General features: G+C 73.6%; 14 protein-coding genes. 7 read left to right on the top strand and 7 right to left on the bottom strand.

Annotation, left to right across the window (positions count from 1 at the left end):
• Positions 1-4: 4 nt before the first annotated feature.
• The gene (locus tag AC1DWH_RS15665; RefSeq protein ID WP_477094455.1) at positions 5-901 is read right to left on the bottom strand and encodes a GNAT family N-acetyltransferase; all 897 of its coding nucleotides are present in this window, start codon (positions 899-901) and stop codon (positions 5-7) included.
• Entirely contained in the window at positions 898-2,169 is a 1,272-nt protein-coding gene (locus AC1DWH_RS15660; protein WP_477094454.1) for an alpha-hydroxy-acid oxidizing protein, read from the bottom strand. The genes AC1DWH_RS15665 and AC1DWH_RS15660 overlap by 4 nt, the downstream gene beginning before the upstream one ends.
• Positions 2,170-2,243: 74 nt before the next feature.
• On the opposite strand from AC1DWH_RS15660, the gene AC1DWH_RS15655 reads away from it, so the two are divergent.
• A complete protein-coding gene (locus AC1DWH_RS15655; RefSeq protein ID WP_477094453.1) occupies positions 2,244-3,233 on the top strand; it encodes an aldo/keto reductase in 990 nt (329 codons plus the stop codon).
• A gap of 1 nt (position 3,234) precedes the next feature.
• Here AC1DWH_RS15655 and AC1DWH_RS15650 read toward each other — a convergent pair whose 3' ends face one another.
• Entirely contained in the window at positions 3,235-4,335 is a 1,101-nt protein-coding gene (locus AC1DWH_RS15650) for a DNA glycosylase AlkZ-like family protein (RefSeq protein WP_477094452.1), read from the bottom strand.
• Between the two features lie 53 nt (positions 4,336-4,388).
• On the opposite strand from AC1DWH_RS15650, the gene AC1DWH_RS15645 reads away from it, so the two are divergent.
• Both AC1DWH_RS15645 and AC1DWH_RS15640 read left to right on the top strand, forming a co-directional pair.
• The gene (locus AC1DWH_RS15645) at positions 4,389-5,495 is read left to right on the top strand and encodes an AAA family ATPase (RefSeq protein ID WP_477094451.1); all 1,107 of its coding nucleotides are present in this window, start codon (positions 4,389-4,391) and stop codon (positions 5,493-5,495) included.
• A 177-nt stretch (positions 5,496-5,672) separates the two neighbouring features.
• Positions 5,673-7,412 (top strand): APC family permease, encoded by a 1,740-nt coding sequence (locus AC1DWH_RS15640; RefSeq protein WP_477094450.1) that lies wholly within the window; start codon positions 5,673-5,675, stop codon positions 7,410-7,412.
• On the opposite strand, the gene AC1DWH_RS15635 is transcribed toward AC1DWH_RS15640, so the two are convergent.
• The 4 genes from AC1DWH_RS15635 to AC1DWH_RS15620 form a co-directional block, all read right to left on the bottom strand.
• Complete coding sequence (locus AC1DWH_RS15635; protein ID WP_477094449.1) at positions 7,409-7,804, bottom strand: SHOCT domain-containing protein; 396 nt, start codon at positions 7,802-7,804, stop codon at positions 7,409-7,411. The genes AC1DWH_RS15640 and AC1DWH_RS15635 overlap by 4 nt on opposite strands.
• A gap of 14 nt (positions 7,805-7,818) precedes the next feature.
• Complete coding sequence (locus tag AC1DWH_RS15630) at positions 7,819-9,441, bottom strand: hypothetical protein (RefSeq protein WP_477094448.1); 1,623 nt, start codon at positions 9,439-9,441, stop codon at positions 7,819-7,821.
• A gap of 94 nt (positions 9,442-9,535) precedes the next feature.
• Positions 9,536-11,005 carry a hypothetical protein gene (locus AC1DWH_RS15625; RefSeq protein ID WP_477094447.1) on the bottom strand — a complete coding sequence of 490 codons (1,470 nt, stop codon included), beginning with the start codon at positions 11,003-11,005 and terminating at the stop codon, positions 9,536-9,538.
• Positions 11,002-11,568 (bottom strand): sigma-70 family RNA polymerase sigma factor, encoded by a 567-nt coding sequence (locus AC1DWH_RS15620; RefSeq protein WP_477094446.1) that lies wholly within the window; start codon positions 11,566-11,568, stop codon positions 11,002-11,004. Before AC1DWH_RS15620 ends, AC1DWH_RS15625 begins: the two co-directional genes overlap by 4 nt.
• Positions 11,569-11,788: 220 nt before the next feature.
• Here AC1DWH_RS15620 and AC1DWH_RS15615 point away from each other — a divergent pair, with 220 nt between their 5' ends.
• From AC1DWH_RS15615 to AC1DWH_RS15600, 4 genes are read left to right on the top strand one after another with little or no spacing between them, the layout of a single operon-like run.
• Positions 11,789-13,006, top strand: a complete 1,218-nt coding sequence (locus AC1DWH_RS15615) for a toxic anion resistance protein (protein ID WP_477094445.1) — start codon at positions 11,789-11,791, stop codon at positions 13,004-13,006.
• 28 nt (positions 13,007-13,034) lie between these two features.
• A complete protein-coding gene (locus AC1DWH_RS15610; protein ID WP_477094444.1) occupies positions 13,035-13,559 on the top strand; it encodes a hypothetical protein in 525 nt (174 codons plus the stop codon).
• Positions 13,556-14,935, top strand: coding sequence for an AAA family ATPase (locus tag AC1DWH_RS15605; protein WP_477094443.1), 1,380 nt, complete (start codon positions 13,556-13,558; stop codon positions 14,933-14,935). Before AC1DWH_RS15610 ends, AC1DWH_RS15605 begins: the two co-directional genes overlap by 4 nt.
• Positions 14,932-16,218 carry a hypothetical protein gene (locus tag AC1DWH_RS15600; protein ID WP_477094442.1) on the top strand — a complete coding sequence of 429 codons (1,287 nt, stop codon included), beginning with the start codon at positions 14,932-14,934 and terminating at the stop codon, positions 16,216-16,218. The genes AC1DWH_RS15605 and AC1DWH_RS15600 overlap by 4 nt, the downstream gene beginning before the upstream one ends.
• Positions 16,219-16,335: the final 117 nt, after the last annotated feature.

Genomic DNA, 16,335 nt, shown 5'->3' with positions numbered 1-16,335 from the left:
CGTCTCAGCCGCTCGGTCGGCCCGGCAGTGCCAGCTCGAGCAGCGTGCAGGAGAAGTCGGCGAAGTCGCGCTGCCCGACGGCCGTGAACCCGTAGGCCTCGTAGTAGGCGCGCACCGTCGGGTTGGTGGTCCGGCAGTCGAGCCGGAACAGGCCGACCCCGGCGTCCCTCCCACGGGCCGCGGCCCAGTCGAGCAGGGCCCTGCCGGTGCCGCGGCCGGCGTGCCGTCGATCGACCATGAGGCCGTGCACGTAGACCGCGGGTGTGTCGTCGGCACCCCAGAAGTCCGGGTCCGACCACAGCAGCCGGACGGTGCCGACGAGGCCGGAGCCGTCGCGGACCAGGTGCCACTCGCCGGCGTCGACCTGTGCGGCGATGCGCTCCCGCGGCAGCGAGCCCTGCGGCCACTGGACCGTGCCGTTCTCGGCCATCCAGTCCTCGAGCGACCGGCGCAGGGCGTGGATCGCGTCGACGTCCGCGGGAGTGGCGGGGGTGGGCATCACGTGCGCGCGCAGCGGCGAGCGGTCGCCGACGAGCCACAGGTGGCCGAACGGGTCGACGAAGCTGCCCTGCCGATGGGGGCCCCACGGCATCTCGTGGTCGCGGACCTGGTCGAACGTGCCGTCCGCCCCGGCCGCGACGGCGCGGGCGACGAACGCGTCCGGGTCGTCGACGAAGACCTCGACGCGGACCGTCCGGCTGCCCAGCGTCTCGGGGGTGTCCCAGCGGTTGCCCTGCGGCTCGCCGAGGAAGAACGGCGCCCCGGCGAGGTCGAGCCCGACCACGGACCCGAGGTCCCACAGGATCGTCGCGCCCAGCGCGCTGCCGTACCAGCGGGCCGCGGCCGCCGCGTCGGGGACCGCCAGCATCATCGAGAGCACAGGCGCCCCGTCGGCCGTCACGGCGCGCTCACGAGGAGGTCGGGGCCGATCTGGTCGATCGACCGCACGCCGCACAGCGCCATCGTCAGGTCGAGCTCGGCCCACACGTGCTCCATCACGGCCCGCGCACCGTCGGCGCCGGCGAGCGCGAGCCCGTAGACCCACGGTCTGCCGACGAGCACGGCGCGGGCGCCGAGCGCGAGCGCCTTGAGCACGTCGGCGCCGCTGCGGACGCCGCTGTCGAACAGCACCGGGACCCGTCCGTCGACCACCTCGACGACGCCGGGCAGCGCGTCCAGCGACCCGACCGCGCCGTCGACCTGGCGGCCGCCGTGGTTGGACACGACGATGCCGTCGACCCCGTGGTCGAGGGCGAGCCGTGCGTCGTCGGCGTGCTGGATCCCCTTGAGCACGATCGGAAGCGCGGTGCGCTCCCGCAGCCGGGCCAGGTCGTCCCAGGTCAGAGACGAGCGGGAGAACACGTCGAGGAACGTCTCGACGGCCGCGCGCGGCACGGGGGAGCGCAGGTTGGCGCGCAGGTCGCCGGGGTAGTGCCGGGCCATCGACAGCAGGGCGCGGACGGCGGCCGGGGTGGGGCGGTCCGTCGACGGCGTCGCCACCGCGGCCCGGGCGTGCACGAGCCGGCGGAAGGCCGGGTCGCTGGTGTACTGCGCGATGCCCTCGCCGCGCGCGAAGGGCAGGTAGCCGAGGTCGAGGTCCTTGGTCCGCCAGCCGAGCACGTGGGTGTCGAGCGCGACGACGATCGCGTCGCTGCCGACGGCCGCGGCGCGGTCGACGAACGAGTCGACGACGTCGTCGTCCTTGCTCCAGTAGAGCTGGAACCAGCGGGGCGAGTCGCCGAGCGCCGCGGCGGTGTCCTCCATCGGGACCGAGCCCTGCGACGAGATGACCATCGGCAGGCCCAGCGCCTTGGCCGCCCGGGCGGCCCCGAGGTCGGCGTCGCGGTGCGCCATCTCCAGCACGCCGATCGGCGCGAAGAGCAGCGGCGCGGGGAGCCGACGGCCGAACAGCTCGACCGAGGTGTCCCGTGTCTCGACGTCGACCAGCATCCGCGGCACCAGGCGGTGGCGGTCGAACGCCTCCCGGTTGGCGCGGGCGGTCTGCTGCTGGCCGGCGCTGCCCGCCAGGTACGCCCACGCCTCGGTGCTCAGCCTCCGCCGGGCGGCCGCGGCGAGCCGCGCGGGCTCGGTGGGGACGACGGGCCGGCGGCCGAACACCCCGGCCCGGTAGATCGCCGACTGCACGTCGCGGCCCGTGAATGCGCTCACGCCGCGAGTCTGGCACGCGAACCCGGTACTGACAGGGCCTCCTTCGTCGGCGGACCCGCACGTAGCGTCGAGGCATGGACACGCGCACTCTCGGACAGGGACTCGAGGTCTCCGCGATCGGCCTCGGCTGCATGGGCATGAGCCAGAGCTACGGGCCGAACCCGGGCGACCGGCAGGAGATGATCGGCGTCCTGCGGGGCGCGGTCGACCGCGGGGTCACGTTCTTCGACACCGCCGAGGTGTACGGCCCGTTCGTCAACGAGGAGCTCGTCGGCGAGGCCCTGAAGCCCGTCCGGGACCGGGTGGTCATCGCGACGAAGTTCGGGTTCGACCTGCACGCGGACGGCTCGCACCACGGGCTGTCGAGCCGGCCGGAGCACATCAAGCAGGTAGCCGACGCCTCGCTGCAGCGCCTCGGCACCGACGTGATCGACCTCTTCTACCAGCACCGCGTCAACCCCGACGTGCCCATCGAGGACGTCGCCGGGGCCGTCAAGGAGCTGATCGCCGCCGGGAAGGTCCGCCACTTCGGGCTGTCGGAGGCGGGCGTCGGCACGATCCGTCGAGCCCACGCCGTGCAGCCCGTCACCGCCCTGCAGAGCGAGTACTCGCTGTGGACCCGCGACCCCGAGGCCGAGGTGCTGCCGGTGCTCGCGGAGCTCGGCATCGGCTTCGTGCCGTTCAGCCCGCTGGGCAAGGGGTTCCTCACGGGCACTGTCGACGTGTCGACCTCGTTCACCGAGAAGGACATCCGCGCGACGATCCCGCGGTTCAGCGAGGAGAACCGGCAGGCCAACCAGGCCCTCGTCGAGCTGGTCACGCAGGTCGCCGGCCGGAAGGGCGCGACGCCGGCGCAGGTCGCCATCGCCTGGCTGCTCGCGCAGCGGCCGTGGATCGTGCCGATCCCCGGCACCCGGCGGCTCAGCCGGCTCGAGGAGAACCTCGGCGCCGCCGACCTCGAGCTGACGGCCGACGACCTCGCCGAGATCACGTCCGCCGCCGACCGGATCGGCGTGCACGGCAACCGCTACAACGAGGCCGGGATGCGGATGGTCGGGCTCTGACTCAGTCGGGCAGCACCAGGTCCAGCTCCAGCCACCGCGCCAGGTCCTCGATCTCGCCGTCGACCGCTGCGCTCTCGTCGGCGGTCCACTCCCCGTCCCGGTGGATCGCGTGCACGCGCAGCACGCCGGTCTTCGGGTCCGCGGCCGCGTCGAGCTTCCCGACCAGCCGGTCGCCCACCAGGATCGGGAGCGCGTAGTACCCCCACCGGCGGCCGCCGACCGGCTTGAACATCTCGAGCGCGTACTCGAACTCGAAGATCTCGGCCATCCGCTTGCGGTCGCTCAGCAGCCGGTCGAAGGGCGACAGCAGCGCCGCGCGGCCCTCGAACGGGCCGCCCAGGAGCTCCGGGTCGACCCGCCAGGTGCCCCGGACGCCCTCGACGGCCGCCGGCACGCCCGCCTCGCCGACGGCCACCGGCTCGACGGGTTGCTCGGTGCCGGTCGGGCGCGCGATGCCGAGGGCCCGCAGGCGCCGCTCGTCCCGGATGCGGAGGGCCTCCTGCACCGGCGGGCCCGGGTCGTCCGGGTAGATGCGCTCGGCCAGGTCCCAGAGCCGGTCGCGGCCGCGGCGCCCGGCGACCGCCACGTCGCCGTTGTGCACCATGACCTCGAGCATCATCACGACGTTGCGGTTGTTGTTCCAGCCGCTCGACTGCCACGGCCGCACGCAGGTGTCGGGGAGCTCGCGCGCGGTCAGCGGGCCGTCGGAGCGCAGCAGCGCGAGGATCTCCTGGCGGCAGCCCTCGTTGTCGTGCAGCCACCTGCTGTTGGCCAGCTGCCAGCCCTTGACGTCCGGCCCCGTGCCCGGCCACGCGTCCATCTCCGCGCGGAACAGCGCGATGTCCTCCGGGACCCGGACGGTCCCGCGGTAGTCGAGCAGGGTCAGCTCGTCGAGGGCGTCCGCCAGCTCGGCCGGGTCGTACGCGGAGCCCAGGCGGCTCCAGAGGACCAGGTCCGCGCTGGGCGCGATCGCGCTGGTGGGCTCCAGCTGGACCATGGTCAGCCGGCGGACGGTGTCGTGGACGTCCGTCGGGCGTTCCGCGGTCAGCAGCTGCGCGCGCACCGCGAGCCTGCGGGCGTCGGCGCGCGAGAGGACCTCCATGCCCGGCGACCCTACGGCCAGCGTCCGACACACGCTCTCGCTAGGGTCGCCGCATGATCCGGACGCTGGCCGTCGAGCGCTACCGGAGCCTGGACCGGCTCGTCCTCGAGCTCGACCGGCTCACGGTGGTGACCGGCGCGAACGGCAGCGGCAAGACCAGCGTGTACCGGGTGCTCCGCCTGCTGGCGGACATCGTGCGCGACGGCGCGATCAGCTCCCTGGCCCGCGAGGGAGGCATGCGCTCGGCCATCCACGCAGGCCCGCGCCCGAAGGGACCGGTGGCCGTGCGGCTCGGCGTCGCCACCGAGGACCTGTCCTACGCGATCGACCTCGGCCTGCCCCAGATGGGTGCGTTCCGGCTCGACCCGGAGATCAAGTCCGAGGTGGTCTGGGCGGGGCCGGTGCTGCGGCCGTCCACCGTCCTCACCGAGCGCATCGGCACGCGGGTGCGCAGCCGCGACGACGACGGGTCCTGGCGCGACGCGCCCCTGTCGGTCGCCCAGCACGAGTCGGTGATGGCCGTGCTGGCCGACCCGACCGCGACCCCCGACCTGTTCGCGCTGCGCGAGCAGGCCCGGCGCTGGCGGTTCTACGACCACCTGCGCACCGACGTCGACGCACCCGCCCGCCGCCCCGGCGTCGCGACGTTCACGCCCGTGCTGTCGCCCGCCGGCGACGACCTCGCCGCCGCCCTGCTGACCATCGGCCTGATGGGCGACGACGACGCGCTGCAGGCATCTGTCGACGCGGCGTTCCCGGGCGCCCGGGTGATGGTCGACGAGGACGACGACGGTGCGTGCCGGGTCGCCATGACCCAGCCCGGCCTGCGACGACCGTTGTCCGCCGCGGAGCTCTCCGACGGGACCCTGACCTACCTGCTGCTCGCCGCGGCGTGCCTGGCCACCCGCGCGCCGGACCTCCTGGTGCTGAACGAGCCCGAGTCCAGCCTGCACCCGAGCCTCATGGCGGCCGTCGGCGCGCTGGTCGCGTCGGCCTCCGAGCGCTCGCAGGTGCTCGTGGTGACCCACTCGGGCGACCTCGTGCGTGCCCTACGGGCGGCGGGTGCGACGACCGTCGGGCTGACCAAGACCGGCGCGGCCACCACCGTCGAGGGCCGCGGACCGCTGGAGGAACCGCCGTGGACGTGGCCCAGGCGCTGACCCGACGGAAACGACCCGGGACCCTTCCCGCGCGGCGACGGCAGGTCTACGGTTTCGATTGCTGTACGCGCAACTGACGAGCGAGATCTGCTCCCCAACGCCATGCCGCAACGAATCCGGTAGGTAGTCACTGCCCGATGCAACGGGGGCTCGGGCCTCATCCGCTGCGAGGTTCCGTTGACTGCTCCCTCCACCGACGCCGCGCCCCTCGGGTTCCCCGAGAGCGGCAAGGGACTCAAGGGCGGTGCGCTCGGCCTGGTGTCGAGCGTCGTCGTCGGCACCGCGTCCACCGCCCCCGCGTACAGCCTGGCCGCGAGCCTCGGCTTCGTCGTCGCGGGCGGCGGGGCGATCCTCGCGGGCGTCAAGGCGCCGGCGATCATCCTGCTCGCGTTCGTCCCGATGTACCTGATCGCGGTCGCCTACCAGGAGCTGAACCGCGCCGAGCCGGACTGCGGCACCACTTTCACGTGGGCCGCGCGGGCCTTCGGGCCGGTCACGGGCTGGCTCGGCGGGTGGGGGATCATCGCCGCCGACGTCATCGTCATGGCGAACCTCGCGCAGATCGCGGGCGCGTACTCGTTCACGTTCGTCGGTGACCTGGGCTGGGAGTCCGTCGGCGACCTCGCGTCGAGCACGCTGTGGACCACGGTCGCCGGCCTGCTGTGGATCGCGATCATGACCTACATCTGCTACCGCGGCATCGAGGTCTCGGCGCGCATCCAGTACGTCCTGCTGGCCATCGAGGTCGTCGTCCTGATCATGTTCTCGGTGGTCGCGCTGGGCAAGGTCTACTCCGGCAACGGGGAGTCGTACTCCCTGATCCCGACCTGGGACTGGTTCTGGCCCGGCGGGCTGAGCATCGCCGACGTCATCGCGCCCGCGCTGCTCACGGCCGTCTTCATCTACTGGGGCTGGGACACGGCGGTCTCGGTCAACGAGGAGTCCGACGACCCGTCGAGGACGCCGGGGCGTGCGGCGATCCTGTCGACCCTGCTCCTGCTGGTCACGTACGTCCTCGTCTCGACGGCCGCCGTCGCGTTCGCCGGTGTGGGAACCACGGGCATCGGCCTGGGCAACCCCGACAACGCCGACGACGTGTTCGCGGCGATCGGGCCGGCGCTGTTCGGCGACTCCGCCCTCGGCCACATCGGACTCCTGCTGCTGTCGGCGTCGATCCTCACCTCGGCGTCCGCGTCGACCCAGACGACGATCCTGCCGACGGCCCGCACCACCCTGTCGATGGCGGCGTACAAGGCGGTCCCCGCGGCGTTCGCGAAGATCCACCCCAAGTACCTGACCCCGGGCGTCTCGACGATCGCGATGGGCCTGGCGTCCATGCTCTTCTACGCGATCTTCACGCTGATCAGCCCGAGCCTGCTGTCCGCGCTGATCGGGTCCGTCGGCCTGATGATCGCCTTCTACTACGGGCTCACCGGGTTCGCGTGCTCCTGGTTCTACCGGCGGACGCTGCACCACAAGCCGCGCGACTTCTTCATGCAGGGCGTCCTGCCGTCGCTGGGCGGCCTGATCCTGCTGGTCGCGTTCGTGTACGCGCTGCAGTCGTTCGCGGCGGTCGACTGGCTGCAGGACGACAAGGGCGACAACGTCACCATCTTCGGGATCGGGGCCGTCGCGGTGGTCGGCGTCGTCGCGATCCTCATCGGCGCGGTGCTCATGGTGGTCTGGCGGCTGCGCGCGCCCGCCTTCTTCAAGGGCGAGACGCTGCCGCGCGCCGGCTCGCACGACCTCGTTCTCGTCGGGGCCAACGCCGCCGACGAGCCCATGTTCCGCCTCCCCGACTCCGGTCTGCCCGGCATCGTCATCGCCCCCGACCTGTCGAACCTCCCGCGGGGGGCGACGGCCGTGGACCCGCTGACGGGCGCCGAGGTGCGGCCCGAGGACGAGGAGCCCCGCTAGCTCCCCGCGATGACCTTGGCCTTGGCGTCGCGGTACTCGTCGTCGTCCAGGTGACCGTCGGCGTGCAGCCGGCTGAGTCGCTCGAGCCGCGTCGTCACGTCGTCGACTGGCGGGACCGGGTGCCCGGACACGTGCTCCTGCTTGCTGCGCTGGAACGCGTCGGCGCCGGCCGTCGCCGCGCCCTTGCCGGCCTCGACGGCACCCTTGGTGAGCGCGACGCCCGTCTCGCCGACGACGACGACCGCGGTGGCGCTCCGGGAGGTCAGCGAGTCCTTCGTCGTGTCCTTGACGGGCAGCTTGCCGATGCCGGCGGCCATGAGCCGCTGCACGTCCTGGGCGATCCCCAGGCGCTGCAGTCGTTCCTCGAGGGAGGCCCTCTCGTCGCTGTTCATGTGCCGATCCTCTCCTAGGCCGCGGCGAGCGTGGTCACCGTGCCGGCCGACCCGCGGTACTTGAGGGCGCCGTCCGCGACGAAGAGCACGCCGCCCGTGGGCGCGGTGTCGGGCGTGCCGCTGCTGCGCAGGAACATCCCGCCGTCGGTGCCCAGCTGGTTGGGGGCCCGGCGGTAGAGGAGCGTGTCGCGGTCCGCCGCGCCGGTGCCCCACTGCAGGGTGCCGTCGACCAGGGCGACGAACCGCCGCTGGGCGTCGCCGGTGACCTCGCCCTGGATCACCCGGGCGGTCGGGTCCGTGCCGGCGACGAGGATGCCCTGCCCGCCAGGGGCCAGCGGCGTCACGGTGATCCCGACGCCGCCGGACTGCGTGACCTTGAGGCCGGCGGACGTGCCCGCCGCGCCGCCGACCGAGACCAGCCCGGTCTGCCGGTCGAGGGCGAGCGGGGAGTCCTGGTAGGCGTTGCCGGCCTTGTAGCGGCGGAGCTCGAGGTTGGCGTCGGTCTTGGTCGCCCGCAGGGTCCACCGGGGCTGCTTGGCGCCCACCTCCGTGGCGAACACCAGGTCCTTGGGGTGGCTGTCCGACCCGACGATGCGCAGCTGCTCGTCCGCCGTGCCGACCTGGAGCTCGAAGTCGGCCATGTTGGTGCGGACGGCCGAGCGGTCGGTGCCGATCTTGCCGGTCACCGGGTCCACCAGCTTGATCTCGAACCGGGTGCGCAGGGCGCCCTTGGCGTCGGGGACCTCGAAGTTGATGTGCCCGTGCCAGAGGTTCTTCTCCAGGGAGCTCGGGTCGTCGTTGTTGAGGAAGTGCGCGCCGATCCACGCGATGGTCACCGGCTTGGTCGGGTGCGTCGCCAGCCACGTGTAGTCGCCGCCCGGGTAGTGCGGCGTCGTCCAGTTCCCCTGGTACGTGAGCATCCCCTTGGCTCGGGCGTCCTTGAGCTGCACCCGGACGGACTCCCCGAACGAGCCGAAGTGCGGCTGGTACGTCTCCAGCACGATCCGGCCGGTCGAGTCGAAGATGGTCGGGCCGCCACTGACGCCGCCGGCCGGCGACGACTTCACCAGCAGGGTCGACGGGTTCGCGGTGGTGCCCACCTGCAGGTCGTCGTCGAACACTGTGGTCGCCGCCGGCAGCACGAGGCCGCCCCGCAGGTTCGGGGCGGCGGCCGCGGCGGGCTGGGCGGACGCCGCGACCGCACCGCCCGTGACCAGCGCGACGGCGCCGGCGCGGAAGGCGTCGCGACGGGTCAGGCCGCGGGGCCGCGCAGGAGCGGGCGCGTTCGTCGGCAGCGTGACCCTGACGTCCGGGCCGCTGCTCGCCGGCAGGTCGAAGGTCCGGCTCACGCGTGACGCGCCGGCGAGCTCGAGCGTCAGCGTGTACGTCCAGCCCGTGACCGGGCTTCCGGCGCCGTCGCTGAACCCGGGCTGGTCGGTGGTGGCCAGGGGGATCGCGGCGCGGCCGTCCGCGTCGAGCGCGACGACGGCGGGCCGGGGCGTGATCATCGCGGCGGTGGCGTCCCAGACGCGCGGCGTCGACGACTCGACGGTGACGGTGCCGGACCAGGGCGCCCCGACGTCGTCGAGGAACGGGCCGACGTGGACGGTGCTGGTGCGGATCTCGGACGGCAGCATGGGTCCTCCAGGGGGCGGGACGGAGCGCTCGTCCGTCGATGATCGCCCGACCGCCCCGGCGCCCGGAAGGACCGGGTGCGTCCGACATGTCACATCACCGACCCACGACAACACCGCCCAGACTGTGCTCCCATCCGTCGTCGGTCGGCTCGCCCTCGAGCGTGAAGAGCTCGGTGACCGCGCCCGTCGTGAGGTCCGTGCTGACCGTGCGCTGGCGCCCCGCCTTGCCTTGACCGACGTAGCAGTCGTTGAGGTCGGTGACCACCGTGCCGCCGCCGAACTGCAGCCAGTACGAGTGGTCGTCGGGACCCCACTGGGTGGTGAGCGGCGAGACCACGCCGTCGGCGAGCACGCCGGGGTCCGCGCCGCCGTCGCACGGCGGCCCCTGGACCACCAGGCCCAGCCCGACGCGGCCGTCCGGCAGCGGCGTCGCGTCGATGACCGGGTGGTCCGACGTCGCGAGCAGGCGCGGGGTCGCCGAGGGGCGGGTGGCGTCGAGCGCGAGCAGCTCGGCCGGGGTGCCGCAGGAGAGCAGGAGCTCGTGCGGGCCGGACCAGCCGCCGATCGCGCAGGGCCGGTCGGTGGGGACGGTCGAGACCGGGGTGGGCGTGCCGGACCGGAGGTCGACCAGCAGCAGCCGGCCGTCCGGACCGGTGGCCGTGACCCAGCCGCCGTCCGGGCTCAGTGACGTCTCGTACAGGGAGTCGTCGATGGTGCCGAGGTCGCGCTGCGTCCCGTCGGCGTCGCGGACGAGCAGGTGGAACATCGTGTCGGGGTAGCCGGCCATGCGGTTCTGGGCCGACAGGACGTTCCGGGGCATCGGGACCGCCCCCGCGGGGAGGTCCGTGAAGTCCCACTGCGGTGCCGCCCACACGGTCGTCCCGTCGTCCGTGCCGCCGATCCACAGGGCGCTCGGTGGGAGGTCCGGCCACGGCTCGAGGTCGCCCGTGCGCAGGTCGAGCAGGCCGGCGACGTCGGTCGGCTTCTCCGTGGTGTAGTCCGTGGTGCTGGCGACGACGAGTGTCTGGCCCGCGGTCCACCGGAACACGAAGAGCCCCCGGCGGACGCTGGTCTCGAGCAGCGGGCTCCGCTCGCCGGCGGGGGAGATCAGCAGGAGCCGGTTCCGATAGGCGTCGGCGGGGGCGTCGTACGGGTCCGTCCCGACGCGGGTCTGGTTGTCGGGGACGAGCATCCACCCGGCGGAGCTGCCCTCGACCAGGCCGGCCGGCAGTGGGAGCGGCTCGCCGACGTGCACGGGCGGGATCGCGGCCGACGTCGGGGCGGACGACGCCGTCGGTGTCGGGCTCGGGGCCGGCTGGCTCTCGGTCGGGCTGGACGCCGGGACCGGCGCCTGGTCGGCCCGGTGCGCGCCGAACCAGGCCGTCGCGCCCAGCACGCCGACCAGCGCGACGCCGGCGACGCTCTGCGCGGAGTGCCGGACAGCCCGCCGGCGCCGCACGCGCCGCACCGTCCCGGCCAGCGAGGAGGCGGTCGGGACGGCACCGGACCGTCCGCGCTCGACGGCGGCCTCCGTGTCGGCCAGCAGGTGTCCGAGGTCGCTCACGACCGGTCTCCTCTCGACGTGCCGGTGCCGTCGACCAGCCGGACCGTCGGGCGCTCGTCGGCCTCGGGGTCGGTGGTGGCACCGAGCCAGCGCTGCATCGCCGTGGCGGCGTCGGACGTGTACCGCTTGACCGCGCCCTGGCTCAGGCCGAGCTGCTCGGCCGTCTGGGCGACGGACAGGTCCTCCAGGTGCCGGAGCACGACGCAGGCGCGCTGGCGGGGGGTGAGCCGGGCGAGCGCCGCGAGGACGTCCCTCTCGAGCCCGGGGAGCACGGTCTCGACCGGAGCCTCCGGCTGGCCGGCCACCCGGTCGGCGGCGCGGCGCTCGCTGGCGGCCGTCCGCGCCCGGTCGATGGAGCGGGTGGCGATGGCCCGCCGCACGTACGTCTCGGCCTGGGCCAGGGTGGTGAACCGCGCGCGGCTCGAGAACGTGGCCACGAGCGCGTCCTGCACCAGGTCCTCCGCCTCGCCCGGGGTCGCCGCGAGCAGCGTCGCGCGGGCGAGCAGCGCCGACCACCGTTCCTGGACCAGCTGGGCCAGCAAGCCCTCCCACCGCGCGCTCATCGGCCCCCCGCCTGATCTGGTCGGGCGCCGGCGCGTCCGCTCTCACCTGAAGAACGGAGCGTGGCAGAGATCGGTTGGTCCCCGGGTCGGAACGGCCCCCCGTGCTACTGTCCGCAACAGGACGCTTGACCATTCGCTTGACCATTCATTGACCGTTCGCAGCCCATTGCACGGCGCCGGTTGCAGGGCCGCTGCGACGACCTGGACGTGAAGGACGACGATGACCGAGGCAGCCCCGCTCCAGCCCCCTGCGCCGCAGTCCGTGTTCGCGCTGGAGGCGCCCGCGCCGGTGTCCCCGGTGGCCACGACGGCCGCCTCCGCGATGGCTCCGCAGATCCCGGAGGCCGCCCTGCCGGGGCTCGACGCGAAGGTCTCGGCGTACGTCGACGGGCTCATGGCCGCGCAGCTCGGGTCCCCGGAGCTGGCGCGCAAGGCCGACGACATCCGGCTGATGGGCGACTCGGACATCCGCGCCGCCGCCGAGACGTCGAACCGCCTGCTCCAGGCGCCGGTGAAAGAGCTGCGCGAGGGCGGGGTCTCGGGCACGTCGCAGGTCAGCAAGTCCCTGCTGGACCTGCGCAAGACGGTCGAGGGTCTGGACCCCAGCGAGGCCACCATCGGCAAGAAGCTGCTCGGGCTGATCCCGTTCGGCGACTCGATGACCGACTACTTCCGCAAGTACGAGAGCTCGCAGAAGCAGATCGACGCGATCGTGCGCGCGCTCTACAACGGGCAGGACGAGCTGCGGAAGGACAACGCGGCGCTCAACCTGGAGAAGCAGCACCTCTGGGACACCATGGCCCGCCTCCACCAGTACATCTACGTCGCGGAGTCGCTGGACACGCGCTTGTCGACGACGATCGCCGAGTTGGACGCGACCGACCGCGCGCGCGCCAAGGCCCTGCGCGAGGACGTGCTGTTCTACGTCCGCCAGAAGCACCAGGACCTGCTCACGCAGCTGGCCGTCTCGATCCAGGGCTACCTGGCGATCGACATCATCATCAAGAACAACCTCGAGCTCATCAAGGGCGTGGACCGCGCGACGACCACCACGGTCTCGGCCCTGCGCACGGCCGTCACGGTGGCCCAGGCGCTGAACAACCAGAAGCTCGTGCTGGACCAGATCACGGCGCTGAACACCACGACGTCCGGGCTCATCGCGTCGACCGCCAAGATGCTCAAGGAGCAGTCGGTGGGCATCCAGGAGCAGGCGGCCAGCGCCACGGTCGGGCTGCCCCAGCTGCAGCAGGCGTTCGCGGACATCTACGCGACGATGGACTCGATCGACACGTTCAAGGTCAAGGCGCTCGACTCGATGGCGACGACGATCGGCGTGCTCGAGACGGAGACCACCAAGGCCAAGAGCTACCTCGACCGCGTGAAGCGCGCGGAGACCACGGAGGTCGCCGGCGGCTCGCTGGACCTCGGCACGAGCTGAGCGACGAGGGCCGGGTAGGCGCGACACGATGAGCTGGTTCGCTCGCCTGAGGGGGCGGCGTCAGGAGCCCGAGCTCCCCGCGCCGCCGCCTGCCCCGACGACGGCCGACATCCTCGCGTCCGCCCACCAGGTGGAGCAGCAGATCGTCGGCAAGGTCCCGGGCGCGGTGACGGCCCGGGTGAACCGGATCACCCGCACGGTGGAGGAGATGGCGCCGCGGCTGGACCGGCTGGGCGCCGGCAGCAGGCAGGCGCACACGGTCGTCGCGACCGCCACGAGCTACCTGCCCGAGGCCGTCGGCGGCTACCTGCGCCTGCCCCGGGACTTCGCGGACCGGCGGGTGGTGTCGAAGGGCAAGACGTCGCTCATGGTGCTCTGCGACCAGCTCGACCTGCTCGGCGTGACCCTGGACAAGATCTCCGACGCGGTCTCGCGCGAGGACGCCAACGCGCTCGTGGCGCACGGGCAGTTCCTCGCCGAGAAGTTCGGCGAGTCCTCCCTCGCCCTCGCCCCCGAGGTCGGCCTCGACACCCCGCAGAGGGAGCTCCCGTGACCCCGTCCTCCGCGCTGCCCTCCGCACTCGACGCCCTCGCGCGGGCCGGCGCCGCGGCCGGCCTGGAGGACGCCGCGGTCCGCGACGAGGGCGCCCGGCTCGCCGCCGCCGTCGCCGAGTCCGTCCCCGGCGCGGCAGCCGCGTGGCTGACCGTCGTCGGCTCGCCCGGCGCGACCTACGGCGCGTTCTTCTCGGCCGCGTCCAGCGCGCGGCGGTGGCGGTCCGCGCCGACGGACCTGCTCGCGCAGCTGGTGGCGACCGGGTCGCCGGCCGCCGGGGCCTACGCCGCCGCGCTCGCCGGCGTCGTGTCGGCGGCCTGCGACCTGGGTCCCGCGGAGATCGACGTGATCGCACGGGCGTCCTCGACCGCCGCGGTGCAGCTCGCCGCGGTCGGCGGCCCGAGGAGCGCGGTGCCCGTGCCCGACGTCGAGCTGCCGGACCTCGCCCTTCCCGTGACGCCGCCGGGCGACGGCGCGCCACCGAAGGACGCAACGCCCCCCGGGCCGCGATCCTGGAAGCCCGACGGGGTCCCGGAGCCGGTCCCCGCGAAGTCCCTCGACGAGCTGCTCGCCGAGCTCGACGCGCTGGTCGGCCTCGCGCGCGTCAAGAGCGAGATCCGCCAGCAGACCCAGCTGCTCCGCGTGGAACGGCTCCGGACCGAGGCGGGTCTCACGACGCCGACGCTCACGCGCCACCTGGTCTTCCTCGGCAACCCCGGCACGGGCAAGACGACGGTCGCGCGGCTGGTCGCCGCCATCTACAAGGCCCTCGGCCTGCTGAGCACGGGACACCTGGTCGAGGTGGACCGCTCCGAGCTGGTCGCCGGGTACCTCGGGCAGACCGCCGTGAAGACGTCCGAGGTCGTCGCCACCGCGCTGGGCGGCGTGCTGTTCGTCGACGAGGCGTACGGGCTGGCCGAGGACCAGTACGGCGCCGAGGCCGTGAACACGCTGGTCAAGGACATGGAGGACCACCGCGACGACCTCGTGGTGATCGTCGCGGGCTACCCCGGACCGATGGCGACCTTCCTGGAAACGAACCCGGGGCTGGAGAGCCGCTTCTCCACGACCGTCGAGTTCGACGACTACACCGACGCCGAGCTGCGCGAGATCTTCGCCCGCACGGCCGCCAAGGCCGACTTCGAACCGACCCCCGAGTGCCTGGCGCGGTTCGAGGAGCTGGCGTCCCTGCAGATCCGCGACGAGGGGTTCGGGAACGGCCGCTACGCCCGCAACGTGCTGGACCAGGCGATCACCCGGCACGCGTGGCGCCTGCGGGACGTTGAGCATCCGACGGTGGACGAGCTCCGGCTGCTCCTCCCGCAGGACCTGGTGCCCGAGCCCGAACCGGCTGATCAGATCGAGGAGTCCGCGTGACGCAGACCATCGCCCCGCCGTCGGTCCCTCCCGCCCCGGCGCCCGCCCCCGCCCCGGCCCGCCGGACGGGCGTGCGGGCCGCGCTGAGCCGCACGCCGGGCAGGATGCGCGTCGCGGGCGTGATCGCGGTCGTCGCCTCCCTGGCCGTCGGGGTGCTCGGCCTGCGCGCCGGGCTGGCGCAGTCCGACGCGCTCGCCGCCGCGGACGCCGACACCACGCAGCTGGTCGGCATCCAGGACGTCCGCAACGACCTGGTCGTCGCCGACGCCACCGCGACGAACGCGTTCCTCGTCGGCGGCCTGGAGCCGCCCGAGCAGCGCGCCCGGTACGACGCCGCGATCGCCTCCGCCGCGCACGGGCTGGCGCAGCTGGCCGGCTCGAACGAGGCGGACGCCGAGCTGCTGGGCAAGGCGACCGCGGGGCTCACCACGTACACCGGGCTGGTCGAGCAGGCTCGGGCCAACAACCGGCAGGGCTTCCCGGTCGGCGCCGCGTACCTGGACCAGGCGTCCACGGTCCTGCGCACGGACGTCCTGCCGAACCTCGACGACCTCGTCGACGCCAACAGCGACCGGGTGGACGCCTCGTTCGACTCGGTCGGCGAGGTGCCGTGGCTGCTGGCGCTCGGCATCCTGGCGCTGGCGGCGCTCGTCGTCGTGCAGGTCTGGATGGCCCGGCGCACGCACCGACGCCTCAACGCCGGCCTGTTCTGGTCCACCGTCCTCGCGCTCGCCGCGAGCATCGGGGGAGCGTTCGTCCTCGGGTCGACCGCCGCACGGGCGGGCGACGCCCGGCACGGGCCGTACGACGCCACGGTGTCGGTGTCCCGCGCGTACTCGCTGGCCAACGACGCCAAGTCCATGGAGTCGTTCACGCTGATCAAGCGGGGGTCCGGGCAGGCCTACGAGGAGCAGTTCGTCGCCGAGACGGACCAGGCCCGCACCCTGCTCTCGCGGCCGACGGTCGACACCACCCTGGTGCCGCTGCTCGACGACTGGGTCGCCGCGCACCAGAAGATCCGGGCGCTCGACGACGGCGGCAACTGGGACGGCGCGGTGGCGCTCGCGATCAGCCCGGCCCCCGGAGACCCGAACGACGTGTTCGAGACGTTCTCGACCGCCGCGTCCTCCAGCCTCGAGGCGAGCGCGACGCAGACCCACGACGCCCTGTCCGGCTCGGGCGGGTCCGCGGTCCTGGTCGGCTGGCTCATGCTGGTCGCCGGGCTGCTCGCCGCGGTGCTGTCCTGGCGAGGCGTCTCGACCCGAGTGGAGGAGTACCGGTGACCCGCACTCTTCGCCGCACCGCGGCCCTGGCCTCCCTGCTCCTGCTCGCCGGCTGCGCGGGCGCCCCCGCCGTCACGCCCGCCGCGCCCGCGCCGGCCGCCGCCACGGCCACGGCGC

The organism is Cellulomonas sp. P2_F12, from assembly GCF_056403775.1.
This window is presented reverse-complemented; position numbering and strand designations above follow the sequence as displayed.